18 protein-coding genes are annotated in these 21,717 nt (G+C 41.2%); 10 read left to right on the plus strand and 8 right to left on the minus strand.

Annotation, left to right across the window (positions count from 1 at the left end):
• Positions 1-338 precede the first annotated feature (338 nt).
• The gene (locus ACFOUY_RS10270; RefSeq protein WP_378960457.1) at positions 339-2,771 is read right to left on the minus strand and encodes a tetratricopeptide repeat-containing sensor histidine kinase; all 2,433 of its coding nucleotides are present in this window, start codon (positions 2,769-2,771) and stop codon (positions 339-341) included.
• 273 nt (positions 2,772-3,044) lie between these two features.
• Between ACFOUY_RS10270 and ACFOUY_RS10275 the strand changes: the two genes are divergently transcribed.
• Positions 3,045-3,242 (plus strand): hypothetical protein, encoded by a 198-nt coding sequence (locus ACFOUY_RS10275; RefSeq protein WP_378960458.1) that lies wholly within the window; start codon positions 3,045-3,047, stop codon positions 3,240-3,242.
• A gap of 926 nt (positions 3,243-4,168) precedes the next feature.
• Here the strand turns inward: ACFOUY_RS10275 and ACFOUY_RS10280 are convergent.
• From ACFOUY_RS10280 to ACFOUY_RS10300, 5 genes are all read right to left on the minus strand, one after another.
• Positions 4,169-4,474, minus strand: a complete 306-nt coding sequence (locus tag ACFOUY_RS10280) for a hypothetical protein (RefSeq protein WP_378960459.1) — start codon at positions 4,472-4,474, stop codon at positions 4,169-4,171.
• 22 nt (positions 4,475-4,496) lie between these two features.
• Complete coding sequence (locus ACFOUY_RS10285) at positions 4,497-5,378, minus strand: pyridoxamine 5'-phosphate oxidase family protein (RefSeq protein WP_378960461.1); 882 nt, start codon at positions 5,376-5,378, stop codon at positions 4,497-4,499.
• 232 nt (positions 5,379-5,610) lie between these two features.
• Complete coding sequence (locus tag ACFOUY_RS10290; RefSeq protein WP_378960462.1) at positions 5,611-6,669, minus strand: alpha/beta hydrolase; 1,059 nt, start codon at positions 6,667-6,669, stop codon at positions 5,611-5,613.
• Between the two features lie 27 nt (positions 6,670-6,696).
• A complete protein-coding gene (locus ACFOUY_RS10295; protein ID WP_378960463.1) occupies positions 6,697-7,695 on the minus strand; it encodes an alpha/beta hydrolase in 999 nt (332 codons plus the stop codon).
• A 690-nt stretch (positions 7,696-8,385) separates the two neighbouring features.
• Positions 8,386-8,877, minus strand: a complete 492-nt coding sequence (locus ACFOUY_RS10300) for a DUF302 domain-containing protein (RefSeq protein WP_378960464.1) — start codon at positions 8,875-8,877, stop codon at positions 8,386-8,388.
• 969 nt (positions 8,878-9,846) lie between these two features.
• Between ACFOUY_RS10300 and ACFOUY_RS10305 the strand changes: the two genes are divergently transcribed.
• The 6 genes from ACFOUY_RS10305 to ACFOUY_RS10330 all read left to right on the plus strand — a co-directional run bounded on the left by ACFOUY_RS10305 (position 9,847) and on the right by ACFOUY_RS10330 (position 17,538).
• Positions 9,847-10,359 carry a sigma-70 family RNA polymerase sigma factor gene (locus ACFOUY_RS10305; protein ID WP_378960465.1) on the plus strand — a complete coding sequence of 171 codons (513 nt, stop codon included), beginning with the start codon at positions 9,847-9,849 and terminating at the stop codon, positions 10,357-10,359.
• Positions 10,360-10,491: 132 nt separating this feature from the next.
• Complete coding sequence (locus ACFOUY_RS10310; RefSeq protein ID WP_378960479.1) at positions 10,492-11,595, plus strand: MFS transporter; 1,104 nt, start codon at positions 10,492-10,494, stop codon at positions 11,593-11,595.
• A 437-nt stretch (positions 11,596-12,032) separates the two neighbouring features.
• Positions 12,033-12,875 carry a universal stress protein gene (locus ACFOUY_RS10315; protein ID WP_378960466.1) on the plus strand — a complete coding sequence of 281 codons (843 nt, stop codon included), beginning with the start codon at positions 12,033-12,035 and terminating at the stop codon, positions 12,873-12,875.
• Positions 12,876-13,029: 154 nt separating this feature from the next.
• Entirely contained in the window at positions 13,030-14,769 is a 1,740-nt protein-coding gene (locus ACFOUY_RS10320; RefSeq protein WP_378960467.1) for a thiamine pyrophosphate-dependent enzyme, read from the plus strand.
• Between the two features lie 21 nt (positions 14,770-14,790).
• Positions 14,791-16,059, plus strand: a complete 1,269-nt coding sequence (locus ACFOUY_RS10325; protein WP_378960470.1) for an MFS transporter — start codon at positions 14,791-14,793, stop codon at positions 16,057-16,059.
• 24 nt (positions 16,060-16,083) lie between these two features.
• The gene (locus tag ACFOUY_RS10330; protein WP_378960471.1) at positions 16,084-17,538 is read left to right on the plus strand and encodes a hypothetical protein; all 1,455 of its coding nucleotides are present in this window, start codon (positions 16,084-16,086) and stop codon (positions 17,536-17,538) included.
• Between the two features lie 990 nt (positions 17,539-18,528).
• Here ACFOUY_RS10330 and ACFOUY_RS10335 read toward each other — a convergent pair.
• Positions 18,529-18,969 (minus strand): hypothetical protein, encoded by a 441-nt coding sequence (locus tag ACFOUY_RS10335; protein ID WP_378960472.1) that lies wholly within the window; start codon positions 18,967-18,969, stop codon positions 18,529-18,531.
• Between the two features lie 61 nt (positions 18,970-19,030).
• Positions 19,031-19,996, minus strand: coding sequence for a heme-binding domain-containing protein (locus tag ACFOUY_RS10340; RefSeq protein ID WP_378960473.1), 966 nt, complete (start codon positions 19,994-19,996; stop codon positions 19,031-19,033).
• Between the two features lie 232 nt (positions 19,997-20,228).
• Between ACFOUY_RS10340 and ACFOUY_RS10345 the strand changes: the two genes are divergently transcribed.
• The 3 genes from ACFOUY_RS10345 (at position 20,229) to ACFOUY_RS10355 (ending at position 21,703) form a co-directional block, all read left to right on the plus strand.
• Positions 20,229-20,468 (plus strand): hypothetical protein, encoded by a 240-nt coding sequence (locus ACFOUY_RS10345; protein ID WP_378960474.1) that lies wholly within the window; start codon positions 20,229-20,231, stop codon positions 20,466-20,468.
• Positions 20,469-20,629: 161 nt separating this feature from the next.
• Positions 20,630-21,052 carry a hypothetical protein gene (locus tag ACFOUY_RS10350; RefSeq protein ID WP_378960476.1) on the plus strand — a complete coding sequence of 141 codons (423 nt, stop codon included), beginning with the start codon at positions 20,630-20,632 and terminating at the stop codon, positions 21,050-21,052.
• Between the two features lie 57 nt (positions 21,053-21,109).
• On the plus strand, positions 21,110-21,703 hold the full coding sequence (locus ACFOUY_RS10355) for a hypothetical protein (protein ID WP_378960477.1): 594 nt from the start codon (positions 21,110-21,112) through the stop codon (positions 21,701-21,703).
• The last annotated feature ends 14 nt before the right edge of the window (positions 21,704-21,717 follow it).

The raw sequence follows: 21,717 nt of genomic DNA on the forward strand, positions 1-21,717 counted from the left end.
CCTCAACTGCTAACATTTTTTCTTCTGATGTTCTCATATATTTCTTTTATGCAAAGAAAAACATCGCGAAAGTTATTTAAAAGATGTACTTGGTAGGCTGCTTACCATTATTCACCAATTTTTTTTCTTATTTTCCATCTCCCGAAAATAGCTCGAAAGATGACATTGACCTCTGATCTGCTATTTGAGCAGATCAGAGTCATGTTCTGTAACTATTCCAGGGCTAATATGCGTTTTAATGTTTAGCGTATCTTACTCGCTTGTTAAATGCATCCATATATTATGGTTTTAATGTATTGTTCTAGTTATATCTTTCAATAATTGCTTAGATCAACCTGTCAATTCAAAGTGGCAAGCATAAGTTCTTCTACCCTGAAATCAATTGTTATTTTCGTTCCGTCATTATTCTCAATGTTACTGTCGGCTTTAATGTCGTCAGATAACCCCCTCAATAATTTCAATCCTAGCTTTGCCGAAGAGCCGGTTAAATGCTCTTGTGCAATTCCAATACCATTATCAGATATCCTCAAAATTACATGATCGTCACTTCCAGTCAGGCTAACATCTATGACTCCGTTTCTAGCATCAGGGAAGGCATATTTTATCGCGTTAGTTACCGCTTCATTGATAATCAGCGATAGCGGCACGGCGTAGGCTACCCCCAGCTTTATGGGATCGGCGGAAATGTCGAAGCGGATCCGATTCCCTGTGTCAAAACTATCGCTCAAATAACTTACGAACTCAGGAAGATAGGTTGACATGTCCACCGTTTTGATATCATCGGACTGGTAGAGTTTTTGATGGATTAACGACATTGCATATATACGGTGCTGACTGATCTCAAGTGCTTTTAGGGCATCATTTTCCAAATATCCAGCTTGCGATTCCAAAAGGCAGATAACGGTATGAAGATTGTTTTTGACACGGTGATGCACTTCTTTTAACAGCCATTCCCTGGAAATGATAAGCTCATTTTTTTCTTTTATAACCTTGAGTAACTGTCTATTTTTTCTGAATATTGCATTCTTTTGTCTTTGATTGATATAATACCGGCTATACAGCATGATGATAATCAAAAGAGCTATACCTAATCCTATATAGATATATATTTTTGTACTGCGGGCTTGCTGTTGTTGCATTTCACTGTTCGCCTGAAGGAGTTGAATGTCTTTTTCTTTCTGGGTCATCAAGACCTGCAATTTTAGTCCGGCAATGCTTTTGGCATCATTTGCGCTATTATACTTGTTGTTCAGACTGATATAATCCTGTAAATGCCTTGCAGCAGATTGATAATTCCCCCGTATTGAATCGAGTTTATAGAGAATCCTGTGAACTTCGGATAGTGAGACAATCTCATTATCCTTAGGTCCTGTTAGGGAAATATATTTCTGTAGATAATTATCTGCCTTAGCGTAGTCTTTTCTTTGAAAATAAAACATGCCCAGAACATATTTTATCTGTGCGGATCGCATATTCTTGGTAACCAGAGTGTCCCTCTGGTGGATCTGTTCGGTGAGTAAATAGTATTTTTCTGCAAGTTTATAGTTTTTTAGGCCGAGGTAACTCTCTGCGATTGACTGATTGACCATATTCCCTACGCGTTCGCTCGAAGGAGGAATACTTTTAAGCGTCCGTTGCAATAGTTGAAGCGCCTGTGCGGATTTCCCGTTACCGTTAAGATTGCTGACATAATTGACCAATGCCATATATATATCGGGATCTCGGTTTAGGGTGAATATTTCCAGACCTTTTTTCAGGTAATAATCTGAAAATGCGTATGAGGTTTCCTTTGGTCCGAATTTAGTATGTCCCATTCTGGTATAAAAGTAGGCAAGTCCTAGGCTATCCTTTGTGGCTATTGAAGACTTGATTGCTTTCATCTCATAAGTTAGATCTTTGTGTTCGCTTCCGGTAATACTGCCGATTAGAGATAGTATATCATAGGTATAATGCAGGTATGGAAAATTAAGTTTATCCTGTAAAGCCAAAGCGGCTAGCGCATTATTTTCAGAGACCTTTAGGGCTTTGAGCAAAAAATATATATAGCTTAAGTTCATTCGGGAGTTCACCTCTTTGGCAAGCGCCCCGGTTTTTTGATAAATTTTCGTGGCTTTTTCCAGGCTTTCTATAATCAGCTTCAGGGTTGACTCATTTGGCGGAATGTAGCTTCCCTGCAGGTCCCATGCCTTCGCTTCGGTCAACTTATCCCCTGTCTGCTGACAACTTGTGATGGCCAGTTGAAAGCAGTCCATTCCTTCTTTTATTTTTTGCCCTTTAAAATAGTTTTTGCCCAAAATGCAGAGCGTTTGGTTCAGCCAGAAAATTGAATGAAGAGATTCGCTTTCTTTTTTTGCCTGCGATAAGTAATATTGGGCGCTGTCCCGGTCGGCTTGATGATAGCCTGGCTGGTAAGCGTAGTAAGCTCCCAGCATCACAAGCACTTTAAGATGCGCTAAGTTTCGAAGTTTTGATAATCTCGAGCTCGCAATCCAGGGCTGCCTGGTATCAACCCATTTATTATCGGTTAAGGTCAGCCCGTTTCCAAAGCCATCCATTATGACTGTCCATCTGCTTAGTTTGTTTTTACGGGTTACCAGAAGAAGACTGCTATCCTGATCGACTCTTCCTTCCTTTACAACGGTGTAATAATTTAAGCTCAGCTGGATAAAAAGCTGCTGTTTCTCTGAACTCAGTTTTCTCAGCTGCGCACTCATGCAGAGGGGAACAAGCAGGGATAAAAGTATTAACACGCACTTGTTTTTTTTACCCATTGATTTTAATTTTTAGAGGTTTACAATGGAATCCAAGTTTATTTCCAAGAGGAGAATATCCATATGATTTTTTTTGGCAATACTATCATCATCAGGGGCATTCCAAAAATTGGGATTTTCCAGATTATAAAGTTGGTACAGTTTCTCGGAAATCCCCGCACAAAGTCTGGTTTATCTAGTGTATACTAAATTTAAAATATGTTTTTTGCATTTGCAAGAAAATAAGTGCAGAATTTCTGCACCAGTACAATCATAGGATAATATATTCTATTAATGAGGTATCCTCGATTCAGACAATCCGGAGATGAATTTATTAGCTATGATAACGCCACCGACGATAGAGATACACGGGGGGTAGAACAGCAGCTCAGGCATCAACATCCCGATTTTGGGGCACATAATGTAAACCAGGTGTTAGGTAATGAAGCAGAATTACCCGGGAATACCGATAGTTCATCGGTGAGGCGATAAGGACGCTCAGGAAAATAATGCCTGCAAAGTACCATAAGTTCTCGTAAACCAGGGCAAGTCCAAAAACGTAGGCGGCTACCGCTGTCGAGATAATCTCGGCAACGCTCATTGCATAACTTACGAACATGGCTACATAGAAAAATCCAGGCTCCCGTTCAAACTTCAAATTACATACCGGACAGTTTTCGTTTGTTTTCTGAAGGCGGAATGCATAGGCGCTGCCGCTGAAAATATCTCCTCGCCTACATCTGGGGCATTTACATTTTATGAACGCCTGAAACTTTGTAATTTCTTTCATTTTATTTTTTGATGAATAATTGTTTAGCTGTCTGTGAAAAACGCGATCCAAATTAAGCGGTGTTCAGTGATTGTATATAATCTTGGCAATGCTCGAGGGTGGATATCCTGGGCGAAGAAAACAGGCCCCCTGGATCAAGGGACCTGCAACCAACTGCCTCACGGGATTTCAATCCTGAATGCCCGATGAAGAAACCCAAACCAAATATTTTTGTCTTTCTTTTTCAATTTAATCCGTACTCAAATAAACTTAACCCATTCCCGATTTGTTTCTTCTATGTCCCAGCACAAGTAAAGCTCTCGTTTTTCCAAGACTTTTAAATGTTCCATCGAAAAATTGGATTGTTCGCTATCCTTGTGCACTTCCGATTTCTTGCCTGGAGGGTATTGAATGCTATCGATGCTGTCCCCTATTTTGATATTAATTTTCATGATAATCAAAGTATTTCAGATCATGAATTACAACAGGCATACCAAATCATAAATAACTAACAATCAATACTATAATAAATTATATCCCTTTATGAAATAGCGACATAGCAATTAAAATCTCGGTTATGATGATATTTAATGATATCAATCGGCTTGAATTCCGCAAAATTCTGTTCCTTGAAGTGGCCCTATATTCTTCAGCTAATCTCTTTGAGTAAGGCGAGTAGTTTGGTGGAGTATTCATCAGTCGACGCGCCATAGCTTGCAAGAAGAAATCCCCGGTTGCCAGCAACAGATTCCAGCGCATAAAGGCACACCTCGTCGGCTGGATCGGTATCCCCTTCATAGCGATAAATATCAACGATTTTAAAGTCACCGACCCGAAACTTGCTTTCGGGACTAAAAAAGCTATTCTCCTGAAGATTGAAATCGAGTATAAATCCTCGCTTTTTCAACTCTTCAATTCCTGAAGACAGGGTTTCATAATGAAATTTTACGTGCATAACAATTATCTTTAAAATAAATTTACTTTGAGTTGAAGGGAAAAAAATCAATGAACCGAATAGAAAATCCATTAATTGAATTTCCAGAAATTTCCGACATAATTCTGAACTTCCAAAATCTCCTCTTGCCATTTTCAAAAGCACACTTTTCATTGAGATCTACAGTTGCAGTACCGGTGAACTGTAAAGTATTACCGGTGGAAAAATCCAGAGAGGTGATCCCCGTGACTGGATTCTGCAAAAAGTTGCCCAGCGTGCAGAATAGGCTATTTCCATCATAATCGGGAATTATAAGAATTTCAGCGCCCTTGAGTGTAATAAATCCGCTCATCCCACCCAGGTGGGAAACATCCATTTTGCCTGATTTTGATGCACTTGCAACAAAACAGATGTCAGCTAGATTGATCCATTCTTTTAATTTCCTCATCATTGGTGCTTGGTGAAATGTTTCTAATGAAATAATCCATCGCGGGATATTTGCGACAATTCGGATAACATTGCTCTGTTTTAACTCTCCAGTACATTCCCTGTGGGCTATCCAACCATTGATGGGAACGCCGCGTCTGGTCTGCAGGTCGATAAAAAGCATTCCTATTTCCTGGTCGGGTTCCATATTTCCCCAGAATATGTCCTCAGTGTTGGATAATAGACATGAGTTATCAAGCATAATTTCCGAGTCGCTGACAACATTTGTAAAGTCCGCCCAAGCCGAAAGCACTGATGCCCATAATTGTCCCCTCAGATCTCGACTGGGTAAAAAAATCATCGGAACGTTATGGGCAAAAAAAGCCATATCAGGGCTGAGCCCGTCCTGGATGACCTGAGCATTCTGACTGCCGGTGGCCTCCTTCCCCGTTAATTGCTGAACAATCGGTTCCCCCTGAGAAAATACTGCTAGCGACATATAATTTGATATTAATTAAAAGTGAAATGTGCCCCACCTTTAAGTGGAACACATTTTCATCAGCTATGGCAGTAACCTTTTTCAGCGTAAATACAATCTGTTTTTAAGCACATCTTTAGCTGAGGCTTCTGACACCGCACATAGCCTTCACGAGAACGGGTTCCGGCTAACCTTGTAAAGCTAGAAACAATGATGTCACCCAGAGATCTTACAAACTATAAGGGATATAGTTCTATTTTAGGTATTTCTTTAATTGCGCAGCCGCCTGTATGAATAGGGATCTGGTCTGGGGAATATCTGCCATTCCGTTCAATAGTCCAAAATCATGTATAACGCCATTATATCTTACAGTAGTCACTTCGACGCCTGCCTGTTCGAGCTTTCTTCCATAAGCTTCTCCGCCATCCCTTAGTATATCATTTTCAGCGACCTGTATTAAGGCTGGAGGTAGCCCTGTTAACTGCTCGGTGGTGGCTTGTAGAGGCGAGGCATGGATATCCAGACGCTTTGCCGGATCGGAAATATACAGGTCGTACATCCATTTCATCGTTGGAGTGGAAAGGAAACGATCACGACCGAATAACTTGTATGATTCTGTGTCAAAACTTGAATCCACAATAGGCCACATCATAATCTGAAGTTTTATTTTCGGGCCGTTCTGCTCTTTTGCCATAATAGAGGTTACCGCGGTCATATTCCCTCCGACACTGTTGCCAACAACAGCCATATTTTTTCCGTCTGCATTGATTTGGGATCCGTTCGCTGCTACCCATTTAATTGCTGCGTAGATCTCGTTAATCTGTTGGGGATATATAGCCTCGGGGGTTCTGGTATAGTTCACGAATACCCCCTCAAATCCAGATAAAACCGCCAGGTCTCTGACCATGCGCATGTGGGTCGGGAAATCACCTAGTACCCATCCGCCGCCATGTATAAAAATAAACACAGGCAAAACCCCTTTAACACCTTCAGGCCTTACAATATTGAGCTTAATTGTATAACCGTCACTTTTGATGGTCTTCTCGCTCATTGCAACTCCGGACATATCTACTTTAAATGCTGTTTGGGCGTCTGCCAGTACCTGCCTGGCATCTTTTGGAGATAAGGTTTCCAAACCTGGGCCGCCTGTATTCAGCAATTTCAAAAAATCCTTTACCTTCGGACTCAGATGCTCATCTGTCGCCCAATCTTGCTGTGCATATACATTATGTGCGGTCATAGAAAGCAGCAGGATGGCCAGTGTGGTCAGCAGGGTTCTGCCCGTCCCTGCGTATTTGTGAAAAGTTTTCATAATAAATAAAATTTAAACTGTTGATTTCTAGAATAAATACTTGCTAAGTTCCGCAGCAGCGTGTACGAATAGGGATCTGGTTTGCGGAATGTTTGCTATCGGATTTAACAGACCGAAATCGTGGATTACCCCATTATAACGGATGCAGGTAACCTTGACGCCGGCCTCATCGAGTTTTCTCCCGTATGCTTCGCCTTCATCTCGCAGCACATCTGCTTCGGCAACCTGAATCAGAGTCGGGGGAAGTCCTTTAAGCTGTTCTATGGTTGCTCTGAGAGGTGAGGCAGATATATTCTTTCTTTTTTCAGGATCGGGGATATACATATCATACATCCACTTCATCAATGGGGTTGTTAGAAAACGCTCCTGACCAAACCTCCTGTAGGAGCCGGTCTCAAAATCACTGTCCACTATTGGCCACATCATAATTTGCAATTTTATTTCCGGTCCTCCCATTGCCTTGGCCTTAAGTGCCGTTACAGCAGTCATATTTCCACCCACGCTGTTTCCAACAACCGCTAGGCGGCTGCCGTCAACCTGAATCTGATCTCCGTGCTCAGCGACCCATTTGGTGGCCGCATAAATTTCGTTAACTGCTCTGGGAAATGCCGCATCGGGTGTTCTGGTATAATTGACGAAGACCCCACAGGCTTTTGACAGGACAACTAGGTCACGCACCATGCGCTTATGGGTTGGATAATCTCCAAGAATCCATCCTCCGCCGTGAATAAATATAAATACAGGCAAAATGTCCATTACACCTTCAGGACGGACTATATTAAGAACGATACTGAATCCATCAGCCTCAATTGTCAGCTCTCGCTCTTCGATTCCAGAAAGGTCTACTTTAACAGACTGTTGAAGGCCTTCGAAAACTTTTCTGGCATCCAGCGGGGCCATAGTTTCCATTGGAATACCATTGGGTTGATTTAAAATCTTTAAAAAGGCTTTAACCTCAACCGAGAGAGCCGGATCATCTTCAAAAGGTGGTATAGTTACGACCTTGGTTGTTTTTTGTGTCTCCATGTTTTTATTCATTTACCAAATAAATCCAAAGCACATGCCACGAATTAAAACACTAAAAATCAACAATTTATCGCAAATAAAGAAATTGATTGATGACGATATTTCATTATTTAAGTGCTTAATCCTTGGAATGTCAACGAATTTGGGCCACTATATTTGATGAGTTATTTGCTAATGGAAAGAATTCCAATTTATCACAGGGCCCAGTTTCGCACCATGGCAATATTTCTTTTATTCAAATGAGACATGGTAATTTAATTTGACTTTTTATATTAATTCAAAGGTTAAAGGCTGTTCACCAGAATAACTTTTTAATAAAATTTAAGCTTAGATATCGGCCCATTAATAATCACCTTACCCTAATAGATCTGAGAGATCAACGCATAGCGTTATTGCCTAATAAACCCGAAGCTAGGGTTTACAAAATCTTTGTTTGTCAGATGGGGCCGGAAACCTATTTATGTGCTGGTCTGGGAAAAAAGAGAATTATATATGATTTTCATTCTTTCGGCTACAGGACATCAGAAAAAATCAGGGCATAAAAATGCCGCCAAAAGCATCGAAGATTTTGCGCATCAAGAGTAGGATGTGGTTCTAATACGATATCGCATTTTTTAGGGATACCCTTAATACATTTTCAGAAATTTAAATCAAGTCAGCAGCGGATGCTGTTGTTGAATATTGTCGATATCATATGGAGAGTGCGCTGCTGACAACAGCGTCAAGATCGAAACCGGCTATGAGATCGGCCGGAAGCTCATAACGTTCTCTAATATAAATTTGCTGGTTATAAGCTATCCAGACCTGCTTATTTTCATCTTCCCAGGCTATAATTTTTAGCGGGAGATCAAGCGCAGCTACCGGTACTGCAGACATAGCACCGAAACCTGCCTTGGGATTTCCGAACATAATAAATTCAAGGGGTGCAATCCTCTTGCCGACCCTCGCTACCTCATGCTGCTGATCGATCCTTGCATAAATAGTTGCACCCTTTCCCTGAAGAAAATAAGCAATTCTGTTGATGGTTTCCTCGACCGAGTATTCACTCAGCCTGATTGTTACGCCCTTAGGAATTTTCATGATTTTACTTTTATTTGAAGTGACCAATGCAAGAGTTATCAGTCCGGCCTGGGTAAGAAAGCACCGCCTGTCAATCCCAAAGATCTTATCCCTAACAATCATACCTATTGATTTCAAAATATTTCTTGAACATTACATTAAAGATACGCCCTATTAACATCTGATTGATAGAAGAAAATTTTATACCAAATATTAAACACTTATAAAACAACAAGTTAACAAATAAATAATTGAAATAAAATACCCAAATCTCGCTAGTTCTATCGCAATGAGTGATATTTCGATAATAAGTCATCCGATGGTGTCAATATAAATTAGATGCACTAGAAACGTCGATTAACTTGAAAAGTAAGGCGTTGACAGCTCCCTAACTGGATTTCAAAGCAACCACGCTCCACCCCAAGACAGGTGAGCTAAGCGTGTTGATTTCAATATGAGCTGCGTTGGCGGCTTTTTGCCAATTCTGGACAGATCTTTATAAATATGCCTTTTCCTCTTTGTGAAAAAAAAATAATCAACAGACATCCAAGCAAATCAGAACGTCAGGTATTAAAACGATATTTCACGATTGGATAACCATTTAACGAATAAAAGCATCTTTAAAAATAAAAATAAATACACAAAGTCTTTATTATCAGATTATTAAAAAACAGGCACGTTTATTTCAATTGATAGAAAAAAACTATTAAGGAGAATAAATCATGCTACTGGCAAAGACAAGAATCCCGGGCAGGCGTCTGGTAAACCGAGAGATCACAAGAAGAATCATTTTACTGTACGATGAAGGGTTCATTATCGATTTTCGCCTGGGAGGTCAGTATAATCTAATATGTGATGTTGAGGAACCCTATCCGATTTTCCCGGACTTTTCTCTTTTGGTAGTATATGTATGTTACGATCATTTCAGCAGCAGCTATAAATACCTGCATGCGATCGAAACATTTTGCGGAAAAAGGGGCCTTCTATTGGCAGATGAACCATTAACTCAGGGGGGTGATTGCCAATCAAGATAATTATTCCACTGCAAAAAAAAAGAAACTAATCGAGGTTATTCATAAAAATTAATACAAAATGAAAACGAAAAATGAAACATTAGGCTTTATGGCTAAAAACTATCATGATACACTATTTGAATACGCATTGAGACTTACCAAAAACTTAGATGACGCCCATGACCTTGTTCAAGATACAATGGTTAAAGCGACCAGGTTTTACAATAATTTCCAAGAAGGCACCAATCTTTATGGCTGGCTATTTATTATCATGAAAAACACCTTCATCAATAGTTACAGAAGGAGGTCAATGACCAGAACGCTGATCGTTCAAACCGATGATTTGAATAGTTCGGAACTTCGTATGGGATGCTCAACAAATGCAGCCACCGCGAAGTTCATCTCAATGGATATCCATAGAGCAATTGGCCTTCTTCCACAGGAATATGCACAGGCATTTAAGCGTTCTTTCGAAGGCTATAAATATTCTGAGATAGCAATTGAATTCAACATCCCAGTAGGCACTGTGAAAACAAGAATTTACAATGCCAGAACGCTTCTGAAAAAACACCTAAGCCAATACAGTCGCTAAATCCCGAAACAGAAATAGACTACAGAGATGGTGAACGATAAGGTAAACCCATATAGATTCTCAACTAAGTCTGGGCGAGGTGATCAATTGCCTTGGCAGATAGTGGTCACCTCCTCAGCAGTTGCTTTTCTTATGATGTTTCAAATCTATATGGTTGCACCGCTTATTGCTATTATTGGCGCAGATATGGATATAGGAAAGCAGCTGATTCAATTTTTAATACCTGCAATAACCATATCAATGGGAATCTCGTCTCTTTTGAGCGGAAAATTCATTTTCCACTTTGGTGAGAAGAAAATCTTTCAAATGACCAGCATCACCCTCGCCCTGAGCGCTTTTTCAGCATATTTGAGTCAAGACGGTTTCTCTTTGCTCACAAGCAGAATAATTTGTGGAGTTGCGATGGGAAGTTTCCTGCCTCTAACCTTTAGAATCATAGCTGTCCATTTCCCGAAGAGGAAGAGGCTGATGCCGATTGTTATAATTATATTCGGTATGGCTGGCGGAATGACTTTCGGGCCTGTTTTTGGGTTATTAGCATATGATTTTTTGGGCTGGCGGCTAGAATTCGCTGTTATGGGAATAATCTGCACAACACTGGCGCTTATTAGCGGCTACCTATGGAGCTGGAAAACGGCCGATCTTAAAGAAATTACCATCAGCAAAGGCGATAGTAATGGGAGAAAACATGGGATTGGAAGAATATGCATTCTACTGTTCATATTATTAAATGGAATATTTCACTCTGGGTTATTTATCTTGGTCAATGCGTTATTGCCCGCCAGGTATAATTTGGGGAGCATGTTCATGGGATTTTTTCTTCTCGACTTTGGACTACCGGGACTGATTCTGGTTGTGATACTTGCAGCATTATCTAGGTGGCCGGGAATAATAAAAATGGAGATTATTGGCCTGTTTATCCTCACACTCTCCATGGTGGTGATTTTGCTTGATGTGCCTATCTGGATGACATTATTAGCCCTCGGCCTACTATCTGTGGGATATAACATCACCCAGCCGCTGTTTTTCGGAATTGTTGGGAAGCTCGGCAATACCAGAGGAGATCAACGGGATATTCAGCTGGGCCTCTGCGCGCTCTTTATCGGCTATGGCCTCGGGCCATTGATATTCGGATTTCTTCTGAAATACGGAAATTTATCGACAGTGTTATTCCTTATGCTTCTGACGACCCTACTCGCCATCATAGCCAGTAGAATTTTTGAGCATGAAGATTAAATGAGTCCAGGAGCTTGATCAGATAGGTTTGATTTTATTGTTAACCACTACGTTTTTCTAACAACGACAAATTTTCTTTGATCTCTCAAACGCTCTAAAATGCCTTTACCTTCAATGAATTTGAGTTAAGTCAGACTCAGAGGCAAATAAACATAGGTCGTCAGTTTCGGTCAAAAGCTTTTTCTCATACATCAATCTTTTTAAAGATGAATTTCAGAAAAGGAATGGCAGTGGCTTTTTCATTTGCGAAATGTCAATATTTAAAAATCAACCTGCGATATATGAAGAAATTCAGAGAAGTTAAATAACATTAACATGTTCATTATCAATGAATAACAAGATGGCATCAGAGTTGAAAATACTTCAACACTTATAGTCAACAAAGGGAGCTCCTTCTCTTGAAGTTAATTGGCAATGAGAACTTTATTGAAGTGATTATGAAAACAATTCTGATTCCTGTAGACTTTTCAGTCCCATCTTATCATGCTGTTGATTATGCGGCTGATCTAGCCAACGATCGTGGCTTCGAGCATATCATTCTGGTAGCCAACTGTATTGCCTCTCCGCTCCTTGAGCTGTGGAATTCACAGGGTGATGTTTATGAAGCCAGAAAAGAGATGAGGAGAACTAAATTTAGTTTGAATACGCAGCTTCTTAACCTGAAAGCCAGACTCGAAAAACGACTGCACCCCAATATCATAATCGATGTGAAACTTATGGAATGTTACAACATCAGCGCGATATGCAAGTTGGCTACCAAAGAAACAGTTGATTTAGTACTTATTGGAAGCAACAATTCCAAAATGGGAACCGAAAGCGTAATCGGAAACCAGATTATCAACATCTGTAAGACAATCACGGTACCTATTATGATCGTGCCGCCGGGGAGCAACTACCAGTCTATCACCCACGCGGTTGTGAGTTTTGATCATCAATCCTCAACCGAGGTTTATTATATGGATAGACTGAGGCACCTACAGCACAATAAGAATCCTACCCCCTCAGACAGAGCGAATCCTGGATACCATCCTGCAGCGATACTGCCGGAGAGCAAAAACTATGATTTACTAAATTCTATTTTAAAAAGCTTCCGATATTATCTCTACGAAAAGGAAGCATATGATCAACAGATTGGATTGATAAAATTTGCAGATTCATATTATTCGCAGCTTATAATCGCAATGCCTGGAAATGAGCGTTTTTTCTTTTCCCTAACCCACAGGCATATATCTGAAGAGCTGGTCGTGAATGGACACAAGCCGATGTTGGTTCTGGTGTAAAAAGAAAACGACTTCGGCCCATTTATTTTTTTCATTGCTGGCAACAAGGTCGCATATGCCTTAAACATGACTAAACAAAAAAGAATTTGCATTAAAAAAGGGAAGTCTCCTGATATCGGCAGCCATTCCCTACCCACTTAAGATAAATAAGAAAATGTCAAGAAAAGTAGCAGAACAATTGGTCGACATGCTGGCCAGAGCCGGGGTTAAAAGAATCTACGGCGTAACAGGCGACAGCCTTAATGAATTTAATGATGCGGTGAGAAAAAACCCGGACATTCAATGGATCCATGTGAGGCATGAAGAGGCCGGGGCATTTGCCGCTTCAGCAGAAGCGGAACTTACAGGTATTGGCTGTTGTGCAGGCAGCAGTGGACCAGGGCACGTTCATCTTTTGAATGGACTTTACGAGGCTCAGCGTTCCAGGTTCCCGGTAATTGCTATTGCAGCAACCTGTGCGAGCTCGGAATTTGGGACGGGATTTTTTCAGGAGACCAATACAACCCGCCTGTTTGATGATTGCAGCACTTACAATCAGATCGCAGTTACCGCGGCGCAGTTACCCAGAATGGCCCAGGCTGCAATTCAGCACGCTCTTTATACCAAAAGCGTATCTGTTTTAGGTCTTCCGGGTGATGTCGCGGGTGAGCAAGCAGTTGAGAATCCCGTTGAAGCTGGGGTTTATTTCCCTAAGGCATCTATTTTACCTGCAAAGGATGAAATAGATGCACTGGCTAAGCTTATCAACAGGCATTCCAAAATCTGCATCTTTGGTGGTATTGGAGCGGTAGATGCCCATCAGGAAATTGTCGCGCTAGCGGAAAAGCTAAAGGCCCCTGTCGGCTATTCATTCAGAGGTAAGATGAGCATTCAGCCTGATAATCCTTACGAGGTTGGAATGACAGGACTTTTAGGTTTGCCCTCGGCGTATCATAGCATGCACGAGAGCGATCTGATTTTACTACTCGGGACAGACTTCCCCTATACCGCCTTTTTACCAAAAGATAAAGTTATTGTGCAGGTAGATATCCGTCCTGAGATACTAGGACGCCGAGCCAAACTCGATATGGGATTGTATGGGGATGTGAAGACGACTTTACAGGCTCTAATTCCTTTACTGGATTTAAAACAAGACGCATCATTCCTGGAGGCGCAGCTCCATATTTATGCCAAGGTAAAAGATCATATGCGATCATATATGGCTGAAAAAGGCAAATATGATCTTATCCATCCCGAAGCGGTAGCAAATGCGCTGGATAGAATGGCAAGCGAGGATGCAATATTTACGGTTGATACAGGCATGTGCTGTGTATGGGGCGCGCGCTATATTACCCCGAATACCCAAAGGCTAATGATTGGATCATTTATTCATGGATCGATGGCCAATGCATTACCGCAGGCCATAGGCGCGGCGCTTTCATTTCCATCAAGACAGGTTGTGGCCTTCTGTGGGGATGGGGGCATCTCCATGTTACTAGGGGATCTTGCCACTATTAAGCAGTACAATTTACCTATAAAACTATTTGTATTCAACAACCGCTCGCTGGGAATGGTGAAGCTGGAAATGGAGGTCCAGGGTCTTGTTGATAATGAGACCGATATGCTTAATCCGGACTTTGCCATGGTTGCCGAAGCGATGGGTATAAAAGGGATAAGCATACATGATCCGGAAAACTTAGACTCATTGCTACAGGAGGCATTTTTATTCAAAGGCCCTGTTTTGGTGAATATATTTACTGATCCAAACGCCTTAGCCATGCCGCCGAAAGTCGATATTAAAATGATGGAAGGCATGGGGATATCGATGACGAAAATGATGCTTGGAGGGAAGTTTGAAGAAGTATTGGATACGGTCAAATCTAACTACAAACATCTTAAGGAAATGCTGGATTAGTTTACATAAATAAATAACGCCATGGACAATACTGATTTAAACAAAGGCAAAGATTCCTTAAAAAGAGCATTCATAATCTCATGGATTTTGGGACTTATCTTTTACTTTCTGGAATATGTTGCCAGGTCATCACCTGCGGTGATGATTCCCGAACTTTCTGCAAACCTAAAAATCAGCACCCTTGCTGTGAGCAGTGTTCTGGGCACCTATTATTATACCTATTCAGTGACGAGCCTGATCGCTGGAATATCATTGGACAGATTCGGTGCGCGTTATCCCATAACTATCGGGGTAGCGACACTCTGCCTGGGTTGCCTGATCTTTGCATCTCACAGTATTTTTCTGGGAGACCTTGGCAGGTTGTTGCAGGGGGCCGGTTCAGCATTTGCGTTCACTGGATGTGTTTATCTAGCCTCGCATGGCTTCGCTGCCAAATATCTGGCGACAGCTATCGGATTTACCCAGTGCGTTGGAATGCTGGGCGGCTCGGTCGGCCAGTTTGCAGTTGGACCGATGATCCACGGTGGGATTTCTGTTGGACTGTTCTGGCCAGGGATGGCCGTGCTCTGTGGAATTATCTGTGTATTGCTATACCTCACAGTTCCAAAAGAAAAGCCAAATCCGGAAAACAAAAAAAACATGGCTGGGATACTTATGCCCTACAAGATAGTTTTCAGCAATCCACAAAGCTATCTCAGCGGGATGATTTCGGGACTGCTCTTCGCCCCCACGACTATATTTGCAATGACCTGGGGAGTTGCCTTTCTACAGCATGATCGGATGTATAGTTATTCTAACGCTGTGTTGGTTTGTTCAATGGTACCTCTTGGCTGGGTAATAGGATGCCCACTAATCGGCTGGATATCGGACGTTATGGGGAAAAGAAAACCAGTAATTTCCTTAAGTATTTCCGTTATGATTCTTTGCTTCGCGCAGCTCATATATATGCCTCAGATGATCTCTCCGATAATTACTATGCTGCTTTTTGGAACCGCTTCCGGCGCAGCGATGATCCCCTACTCCATTATCAAGGAATCGAATCCAGATAAAGTCAAAGGTAGCGCGACCGGTGCGATAAATTTCATCACTTTCGGAATCACCGCTATCCTCGGACCTATTTTCTCCAGACTATACGGAAAGACCCTGGAAACCGGGATCGATCATGAAAAGCATTTCTCGGGCGCGGGAAATTTTATGTTAATCGTTATGGCTGCTGCCCTGATTGTCAGCCTGATTATTCATGAAACGGGTCAGAAAGCCGAACACGCCCAACGTTTATATAGGTCATAATTTATCTACTTAATTAAAACTAAGATGAAACGGTTAAGAAAAAAAATACTACTTGCAGCCATTTTTCTGATGGTCTGTTCAGCCGACGCGCTTGCTCAGGGTGGCTCTCCAACCTATGGTGATGGATTAAAAATCAAGCTCGACAGCACGGGAAAAAAATATATCAGGTTTTTGGTGTGGGCAGATTTTAGAGCTCGCTACACGGACCTAAATCCTGGCACTGCTGTAAATGGTATCGCTAAAGACAATATGCTGGATTTCGGCGTGAGACAATTCCGGCTTGCATTGTACAGCCAGTTGAGCCCGCGCTATCTTATCCTTGGAACTCTGGGGATCGACAATCAGTCCTTTTCAAGCGGAGGATCGGCCGGAGGGGGAAATACGGGTAATGGTGCTGGAACTTTCAACGGGACTCTGGGTAAAAAACCCTCTTTATATCTACATGAATTTTGGAATGAGTATACCGTAGTTCCAGAAAATGACTTCAAGACGCATAAGCATAACTTTGCCTCTCTTTATATCGGTGCTGGTTTACATTACTGGGTTGGAATCAGCCGAATGAGTTCATTGAGTTCATTTAACTTTCTTGCAGTTGATGCCCCGGTTTACAACTGGCCACTGATCGATAATTCTGATCAGTTAGGCCGTCAGATCGGTATCTATCTAAAAGGAAATATAGGGCCTGTTGCTTACAGATGGGCACTAAATAAGCCATTTACGGTCTTAAATCCGGCAGTTGCTTATCCGGCTAATGCGCCGGAAATAAATTACGCGGTCGATAATAACGCGAATGGCGATCTCTCCACTACGGGCTATGCGGCTTGGCAATTTTTAGAAAAAGAAAATACACTGGTACCGTATTCTACAGGAAGTTACGTGGGCACAAAAAAGGTTTTAAACATCGGAGCAGGATATTACTACTCCGCCAATGGTACCACTACACAGCTGGATAATACAGCGAGCTCGCCGCTTATCAATCATAATATAAAAATATGGGCCGCCGATATATTCGCAGATATTCCATGGGGAGGCAATCGGCTAAACTGGGCGTTTACGGGCTACAGTGTTTACTACCGGAATAATTTTGGACCTAATTATCTCAGGAACGGATCAATTATGAATGAAAATATCGGCCCAGCCAAGGGATATACAGGTACAGTATCGCAGGCTGGATTTGGCAACTCTGCACCGATCATAGGCACAGGGTCCTCATGGTTTACACAGGTCGGGCTCCTCCTTCCCAAGACGATATTCAAGACAGACGCGGTACGTTTTCAGCCATTTGCGGAATATAGTCTGCAAACATTTCAGCGATATGGCAACTCTAAATTTAGCTGGTGGAGTGCTGGAGGTAATATTTACCTTGATGGTCATCATGCAAAGATATCTTTCAAGTATCAAACCAGGCCGATCGTAGTACTCGATCGCCAGAATAGCTCCAAAGGAACGTATGTCATCGCAACACAGGTTTTTCTTTAGCACAGCAGTTTATGTGCAAAAAGAGGTTGTAGGAGCACCTGAAAAAGGTATTAACGGGATAATGCAGATAGCTAAAAAATTGAAAGGATAATTTTTTCAGCCCAAACAATTACATAGTGTGATCGATTTCTGAAAATTCCACTTAGTAAAAACTAAGATAAACAGAGGGATAATTCTTGATCCGTCTGTTTATCTATTTAGGAATTTCCCATTTATATTACACTTCCAAGTTCAGTTTTCCAATTATTATATTGCTCGGCTTAAAAGCACATCATCAGCAAGTCTTTGATTGGTCAAAATTTCTTCTGAAGTACAGACTTTTTTAGTGCTTTTTTTATTTCCCAAGGAATGTATTCACTGCTAAAAAAGGAGCGGTTAGTGTTGTTTTCCCCACGATAAGTCCCCCAACCACATCCTTATGGTTTCGAGAAATCGAAAAATAAATGTTATCTGATAATTTAGTCCTGTGATTATATCCAATCTACAAAATCCTACAACGGAAACTAATATTTACAGTTGATAAACTGGCTCTAAAGCGGCTGAGGAAAGGAAAGAATCGTTAATCATTTAATTGAAGAAAGGTTGAGAGGTAGAACGACAATTGCCGAACGAATAGCTTATCCCGAGCGTCCGGTATAATGGGGAGCTATGTTCTGAAAAACTTTCCGGCCCCTCATTTCTCGACCCAGCGTGTGCACTGCAATTACCCCCCTTGAGAAGCCGGTGCCGCTCACCAATAATATTGTGTACCTAGAAAATGAGGCTGCTGAGTTGATCTCACTCACTGGCTGATTGAAATCCCGGCGCCTTTTTAGAATCAATTAAAGGGCAAAATGATGCTTTTTTTGAATTTTTCATCACAAGATAAGTACCTGCTTAGAGCGATAGTTAAAGAAACAACCAAAACTTGAATTTGCCTTCTGAGCGCTATCCTTCCGTAATACCCAAGCCTACTGAGTTATCTAACATTAATGCTTTTATTGACCGAAATTAGGGGTATATTGAGGGTCTTTGTGAAGTTATAAATTCGATTCGCTCGGATTGGGTATAAAGTTGGTCTGTCAATCTTTTAGGTGCGGTTCCTTGAACGAGCCTGTAATCTGGTTTGAGGGTATTGCCCCGTAGAACAATGTTCACCACCTCGATACTTTTGATTTTGCCGTTTATAAGTCCGGGAAACCAAAATTTCTCATTGTCCTGATTCCAGGTAACGAAAGTGAACATTTCGCCCCCGCGATGGGCTCCGCCCTTCAAAGCACTTTCAAGAGCCGCCTGATTACCAAAAAGTATCGAAACAGTGCGAAGTTTCTTACTCACCGATGAGGTTATTGCCTTTTGTCCTTTCGAGTCAAAAACCACCCTTTTATCCTTAGTTGGTTTGCAGGATATGACCGTTAATATGATCGAAAATAATAATAGCTTGACTTTCATTTTGAGATGGGTTATTAATGTATGATTTTTTTGGAAGGAATGGCAGGCAAAGTGAACTGATTTAATTTGCTTTTTTCTCAACCGGGAGATCAAAAACATAACCGGTTTCTTTAACCAGTTTATGGCAATTGAAACATGCGGTAAGAGATGCGGAATTCTTTCCATAAGGCAGAAGTTTAGTGCCGTTGAAGCGTGCAAAACCCCAGCCCTTTGTATCCGGATACTTAACCTCATCCTTGACCATCCACTGGGTATTATTAAAAGTACCAGGACGGATGTTGCCTTCGCTGTCTTCAATGATGTTCCAAACAACTTTTACAATAACTGATCCGCTTGGGAATGGGTTAATGTTGCCTTCTTGGATAGCTCTGATAATAATATCATTTCCATAAACGATCCTCATGGTTCCGTTTTCAAGTCTCGTAGTGGCAACCATGACTTTCCAGTTTCTGTAGTCACCGTAATATCTAATCCCGTTTAGAGAAACCGGTGCAGGATCTGAGAATTTGTTGCCGGCCTGAAAGATTTTAAACTCCCTATCCGCTGCATTTACAGCCATGGTATCACCAGGCTTAGAGATGATAAATCGCTGGGCATATTGCTTTAAGATTTCAATATCTTTTTTATCTAATTTAGCTTCAGGATGTAGCCTGAGATAACTTGGAAGAGGCATTTTTTTATTTTCGGCCATATTTATCATCTCCCAAAACTTAACCTGCTGATCAGCTGTGGTTAAGTCGTTCCACTGGGAAAAATTGAACCTGGATCTGGCCGTTTTGATGTCGGATGCGACGATCCAGGAAACCGGGGCTAATTTATCAAACCACTTGAGCTTGGTTTGATTTGAATGGCAATCATAACAGCTTTTTTTAAGTATCTGAGCCACTGCCGGGCTAACCATAATTTCTGAGGTCACTGGCGGGTTTAGTACTTTAGGGGAAGTAAACTGGATACTTACCGCTATAAATAAAACTATTGCAAATAGCACCCAGAGCTTTTTGCCGATTTGTTTTTTTATGTGTTCCATGATTTTCTTGTTTTAAGAAATTTGTCCACTTGATCCTAGGCCAATGAAGACTCAAAAACTATGACCAAAGCGGATGCCAAATATTACTACCCTGATTATCAATTAATTGAAACCATAACACCAATTTCAAGGTAGCGGTATTTCACCAAGGGGCATCTCTAGGGTGAAATATCAAGATGAGGTGTCCGGTTTTCTGTATTTGGAAAAATTGAAAGTATCGTATTCTTCCATAATGAGGTTACAAAATGCACAGCTCAGCCGACTTCAGGTTTCAGTTCTTTCGTTTGTTTCATTAATTGAAAACTCTTGGAAGCAATTTAAAAGGCCTCTCGCTTTAATTAAACCAATTGTTCCAATTGCTAGTTTTCAGGGGTTTCAACTTAAAGGCAGTCCCACACTGGCCTGGTTGAAGGGGTGCGCAGGATTTATAGGTATTTTGAATCAGGCTCATAAATTAACCATATATGATTAACCAACCTAACTTTTGACGATATGGAAAGATTGACACAGGCAAGAAACAAGACAAAAACCTATTAATCAATTAGTTACAAACAGGCATGTAATTGGCTATTGAAACCGTAAGGATGCGATGTGAAATTTTATAAAGAGAGCCATCTCGATAATATTTAAGACATGAAAAATTTAACAAACAAAATCAGATTAATTATTGGCTTGCAAAACGAGGGCTACTACAACGATTTTAGGTTGAGTAATGAAACCTTACAATGTATTCAAAACGGCTCAATACTTAATGCCGATGATTTTGAGGTTGAGCGGGTTCATTTCCTTGCACTAGGGCTAAAAAATGAAAGTGCAGTTGTGATATATGCTATCGCATCTACACTTGATGGTAGCACAGGTATTCTCATGATACCATATTCGGTCTTCACTAAAGGCATCTCTATCCATCTGTGGTCAAAGCTTTCTGCAAAATTAACAATAAAAGATTCACCAAAACGGAGAGCCACCAAACGGCATAAAATTAACCACAGCAAAAAAGCTGTTGGGTTTTATCAGTCAATCTTACATTCGACCGGGCAAAAGCTCCTTTCATAAGACTCACAGTGGCAAATTTGATGTTGTGTAAAATGGACAATACTTAAGAGGCAACTTATGAAAAATAAAATGGTGCTAAAAGGAATCGAAGCCTATATAAATCAATTATTTCTGGAGCGATACCCGAGGAGTTTTCACTTTTATAATGGCAAGCATACCAAAAAACTGGTAGAGGAAGTACTCTACCTTATGGAGAAAAGCATGCTGTCCCCAGAAGAACAGTTTAGCCTTCAAATTGCTGCATGGTTCTTTGATATCGCTCAACTGGAATTTTGGCTGGATGAACAGCACAACACCAAAGGTTTAGCGGAGTTGATTGCTACTGCGGGAGTGGAAAAACCTCTGATCGATGGCATTGTAGATTTGCTTCCACCTAATTATCCGGCACAAGACCCGCTGAGCTTATCTGAGCAGCTCCTTTCTGATGCGATACGTTTCTACTGGTCGAGAAACTCTTATGATTTTTGGGTTGAAGCACTTCGTCAAGACACCCAGATTATGGAGGGAAGGACAATTTCTCACGAAGAATGGTTGGAACATTTGGCGATGTTCATGCAAAGCTGGATATTCCGACCCATACTACACCACCCATTCCGAGGCATAGTACACCAGTCATTCCGAGCCAAAGTGCACCAGTTTTTGTTGAGGTAATTAAATATTCCAAG

Origin of the sequence: Pedobacter jamesrossensis, assembly GCF_042650905.1 — a bacterium.
Classification (GTDB): domain Bacteria; phylum Bacteroidota; class Bacteroidia; order Sphingobacteriales; family Sphingobacteriaceae; genus Pedobacter; species Pedobacter jamesrossensis.

Excerpts from the sequence above, each read along its gene's own strand:
- ACFOUY_RS10270 (WP_378960457.1), bottom strand. The coding sequence starts at position 2,771 with ATGGGTAAAAAAAACAAGTGCGTGTTAATACTTTTATCCCTGCTTGTT.
- ACFOUY_RS10275 (WP_378960458.1), top strand. The coding sequence starts at position 3,045 with ATGAGGTATCCTCGATTCAGACAATCCGGAGATGAATTTATTAGCTAT.
- ACFOUY_RS10280 (WP_378960459.1), bottom strand. The coding sequence starts at position 4,474 with ATGCACGTAAAATTTCATTATGAAACCCTGTCTTCAGGAATTGAAGAG.
- ACFOUY_RS10285 (WP_378960461.1), bottom strand. The coding sequence starts at position 5,378 with ATGTCGCTAGCAGTATTTTCTCAGGGGGAACCGATTGTTCAGCAATTA.
- ACFOUY_RS10290 (WP_378960462.1), bottom strand. The coding sequence starts at position 6,669 with ATGAAAACTTTTCACAAATACGCAGGGACGGGCAGAACCCTGCTGACC.
- ACFOUY_RS10295 (WP_378960463.1), bottom strand. The coding sequence starts at position 7,695 with ATGGAGACACAAAAAACAACCAAGGTCGTAACTATACCACCTTTTGAA.
- ACFOUY_RS10300 (WP_378960464.1), bottom strand. The coding sequence starts at position 8,877 with ATGATTGTTAGGGATAAGATCTTTGGGATTGACAGGCGGTGCTTTCTT.
- ACFOUY_RS10305 (WP_378960465.1), top strand. The coding sequence starts at position 9,847 with ATGAAAACGAAAAATGAAACATTAGGCTTTATGGCTAAAAACTATCAT.
- ACFOUY_RS10310 (WP_378960479.1), top strand. The coding sequence starts at position 10,492 with ATGATGTTTCAAATCTATATGGTTGCACCGCTTATTGCTATTATTGGC.
- ACFOUY_RS10315 (WP_378960466.1), top strand. The coding sequence starts at position 12,033 with ATGAAAACAATTCTGATTCCTGTAGACTTTTCAGTCCCATCTTATCAT.
- ACFOUY_RS10320 (WP_378960467.1), top strand. The coding sequence starts at position 13,030 with ATGTCAAGAAAAGTAGCAGAACAATTGGTCGACATGCTGGCCAGAGCC.
- ACFOUY_RS10325 (WP_378960470.1), top strand. The coding sequence starts at position 14,791 with ATGGACAATACTGATTTAAACAAAGGCAAAGATTCCTTAAAAAGAGCA.
- ACFOUY_RS10330 (WP_378960471.1), top strand. The coding sequence starts at position 16,084 with ATGAAACGGTTAAGAAAAAAAATACTACTTGCAGCCATTTTTCTGATG.
- ACFOUY_RS10335 (WP_378960472.1), bottom strand. The coding sequence starts at position 18,969 with ATGAAAGTCAAGCTATTATTATTTTCGATCATATTAACGGTCATATCC.
- ACFOUY_RS10340 (WP_378960473.1), bottom strand. The coding sequence starts at position 19,996 with ATGGAACACATAAAAAAACAAATCGGCAAAAAGCTCTGGGTGCTATTT.
- ACFOUY_RS10345 (WP_378960474.1), top strand. The coding sequence starts at position 20,229 with ATGAGGTTACAAAATGCACAGCTCAGCCGACTTCAGGTTTCAGTTCTT.
- ACFOUY_RS10350 (WP_378960476.1), top strand. The coding sequence starts at position 20,630 with ATGAAAAATTTAACAAACAAAATCAGATTAATTATTGGCTTGCAAAAC.
- ACFOUY_RS10355 (WP_378960477.1), top strand. The coding sequence starts at position 21,110 with ATGAAAAATAAAATGGTGCTAAAAGGAATCGAAGCCTATATAAATCAA.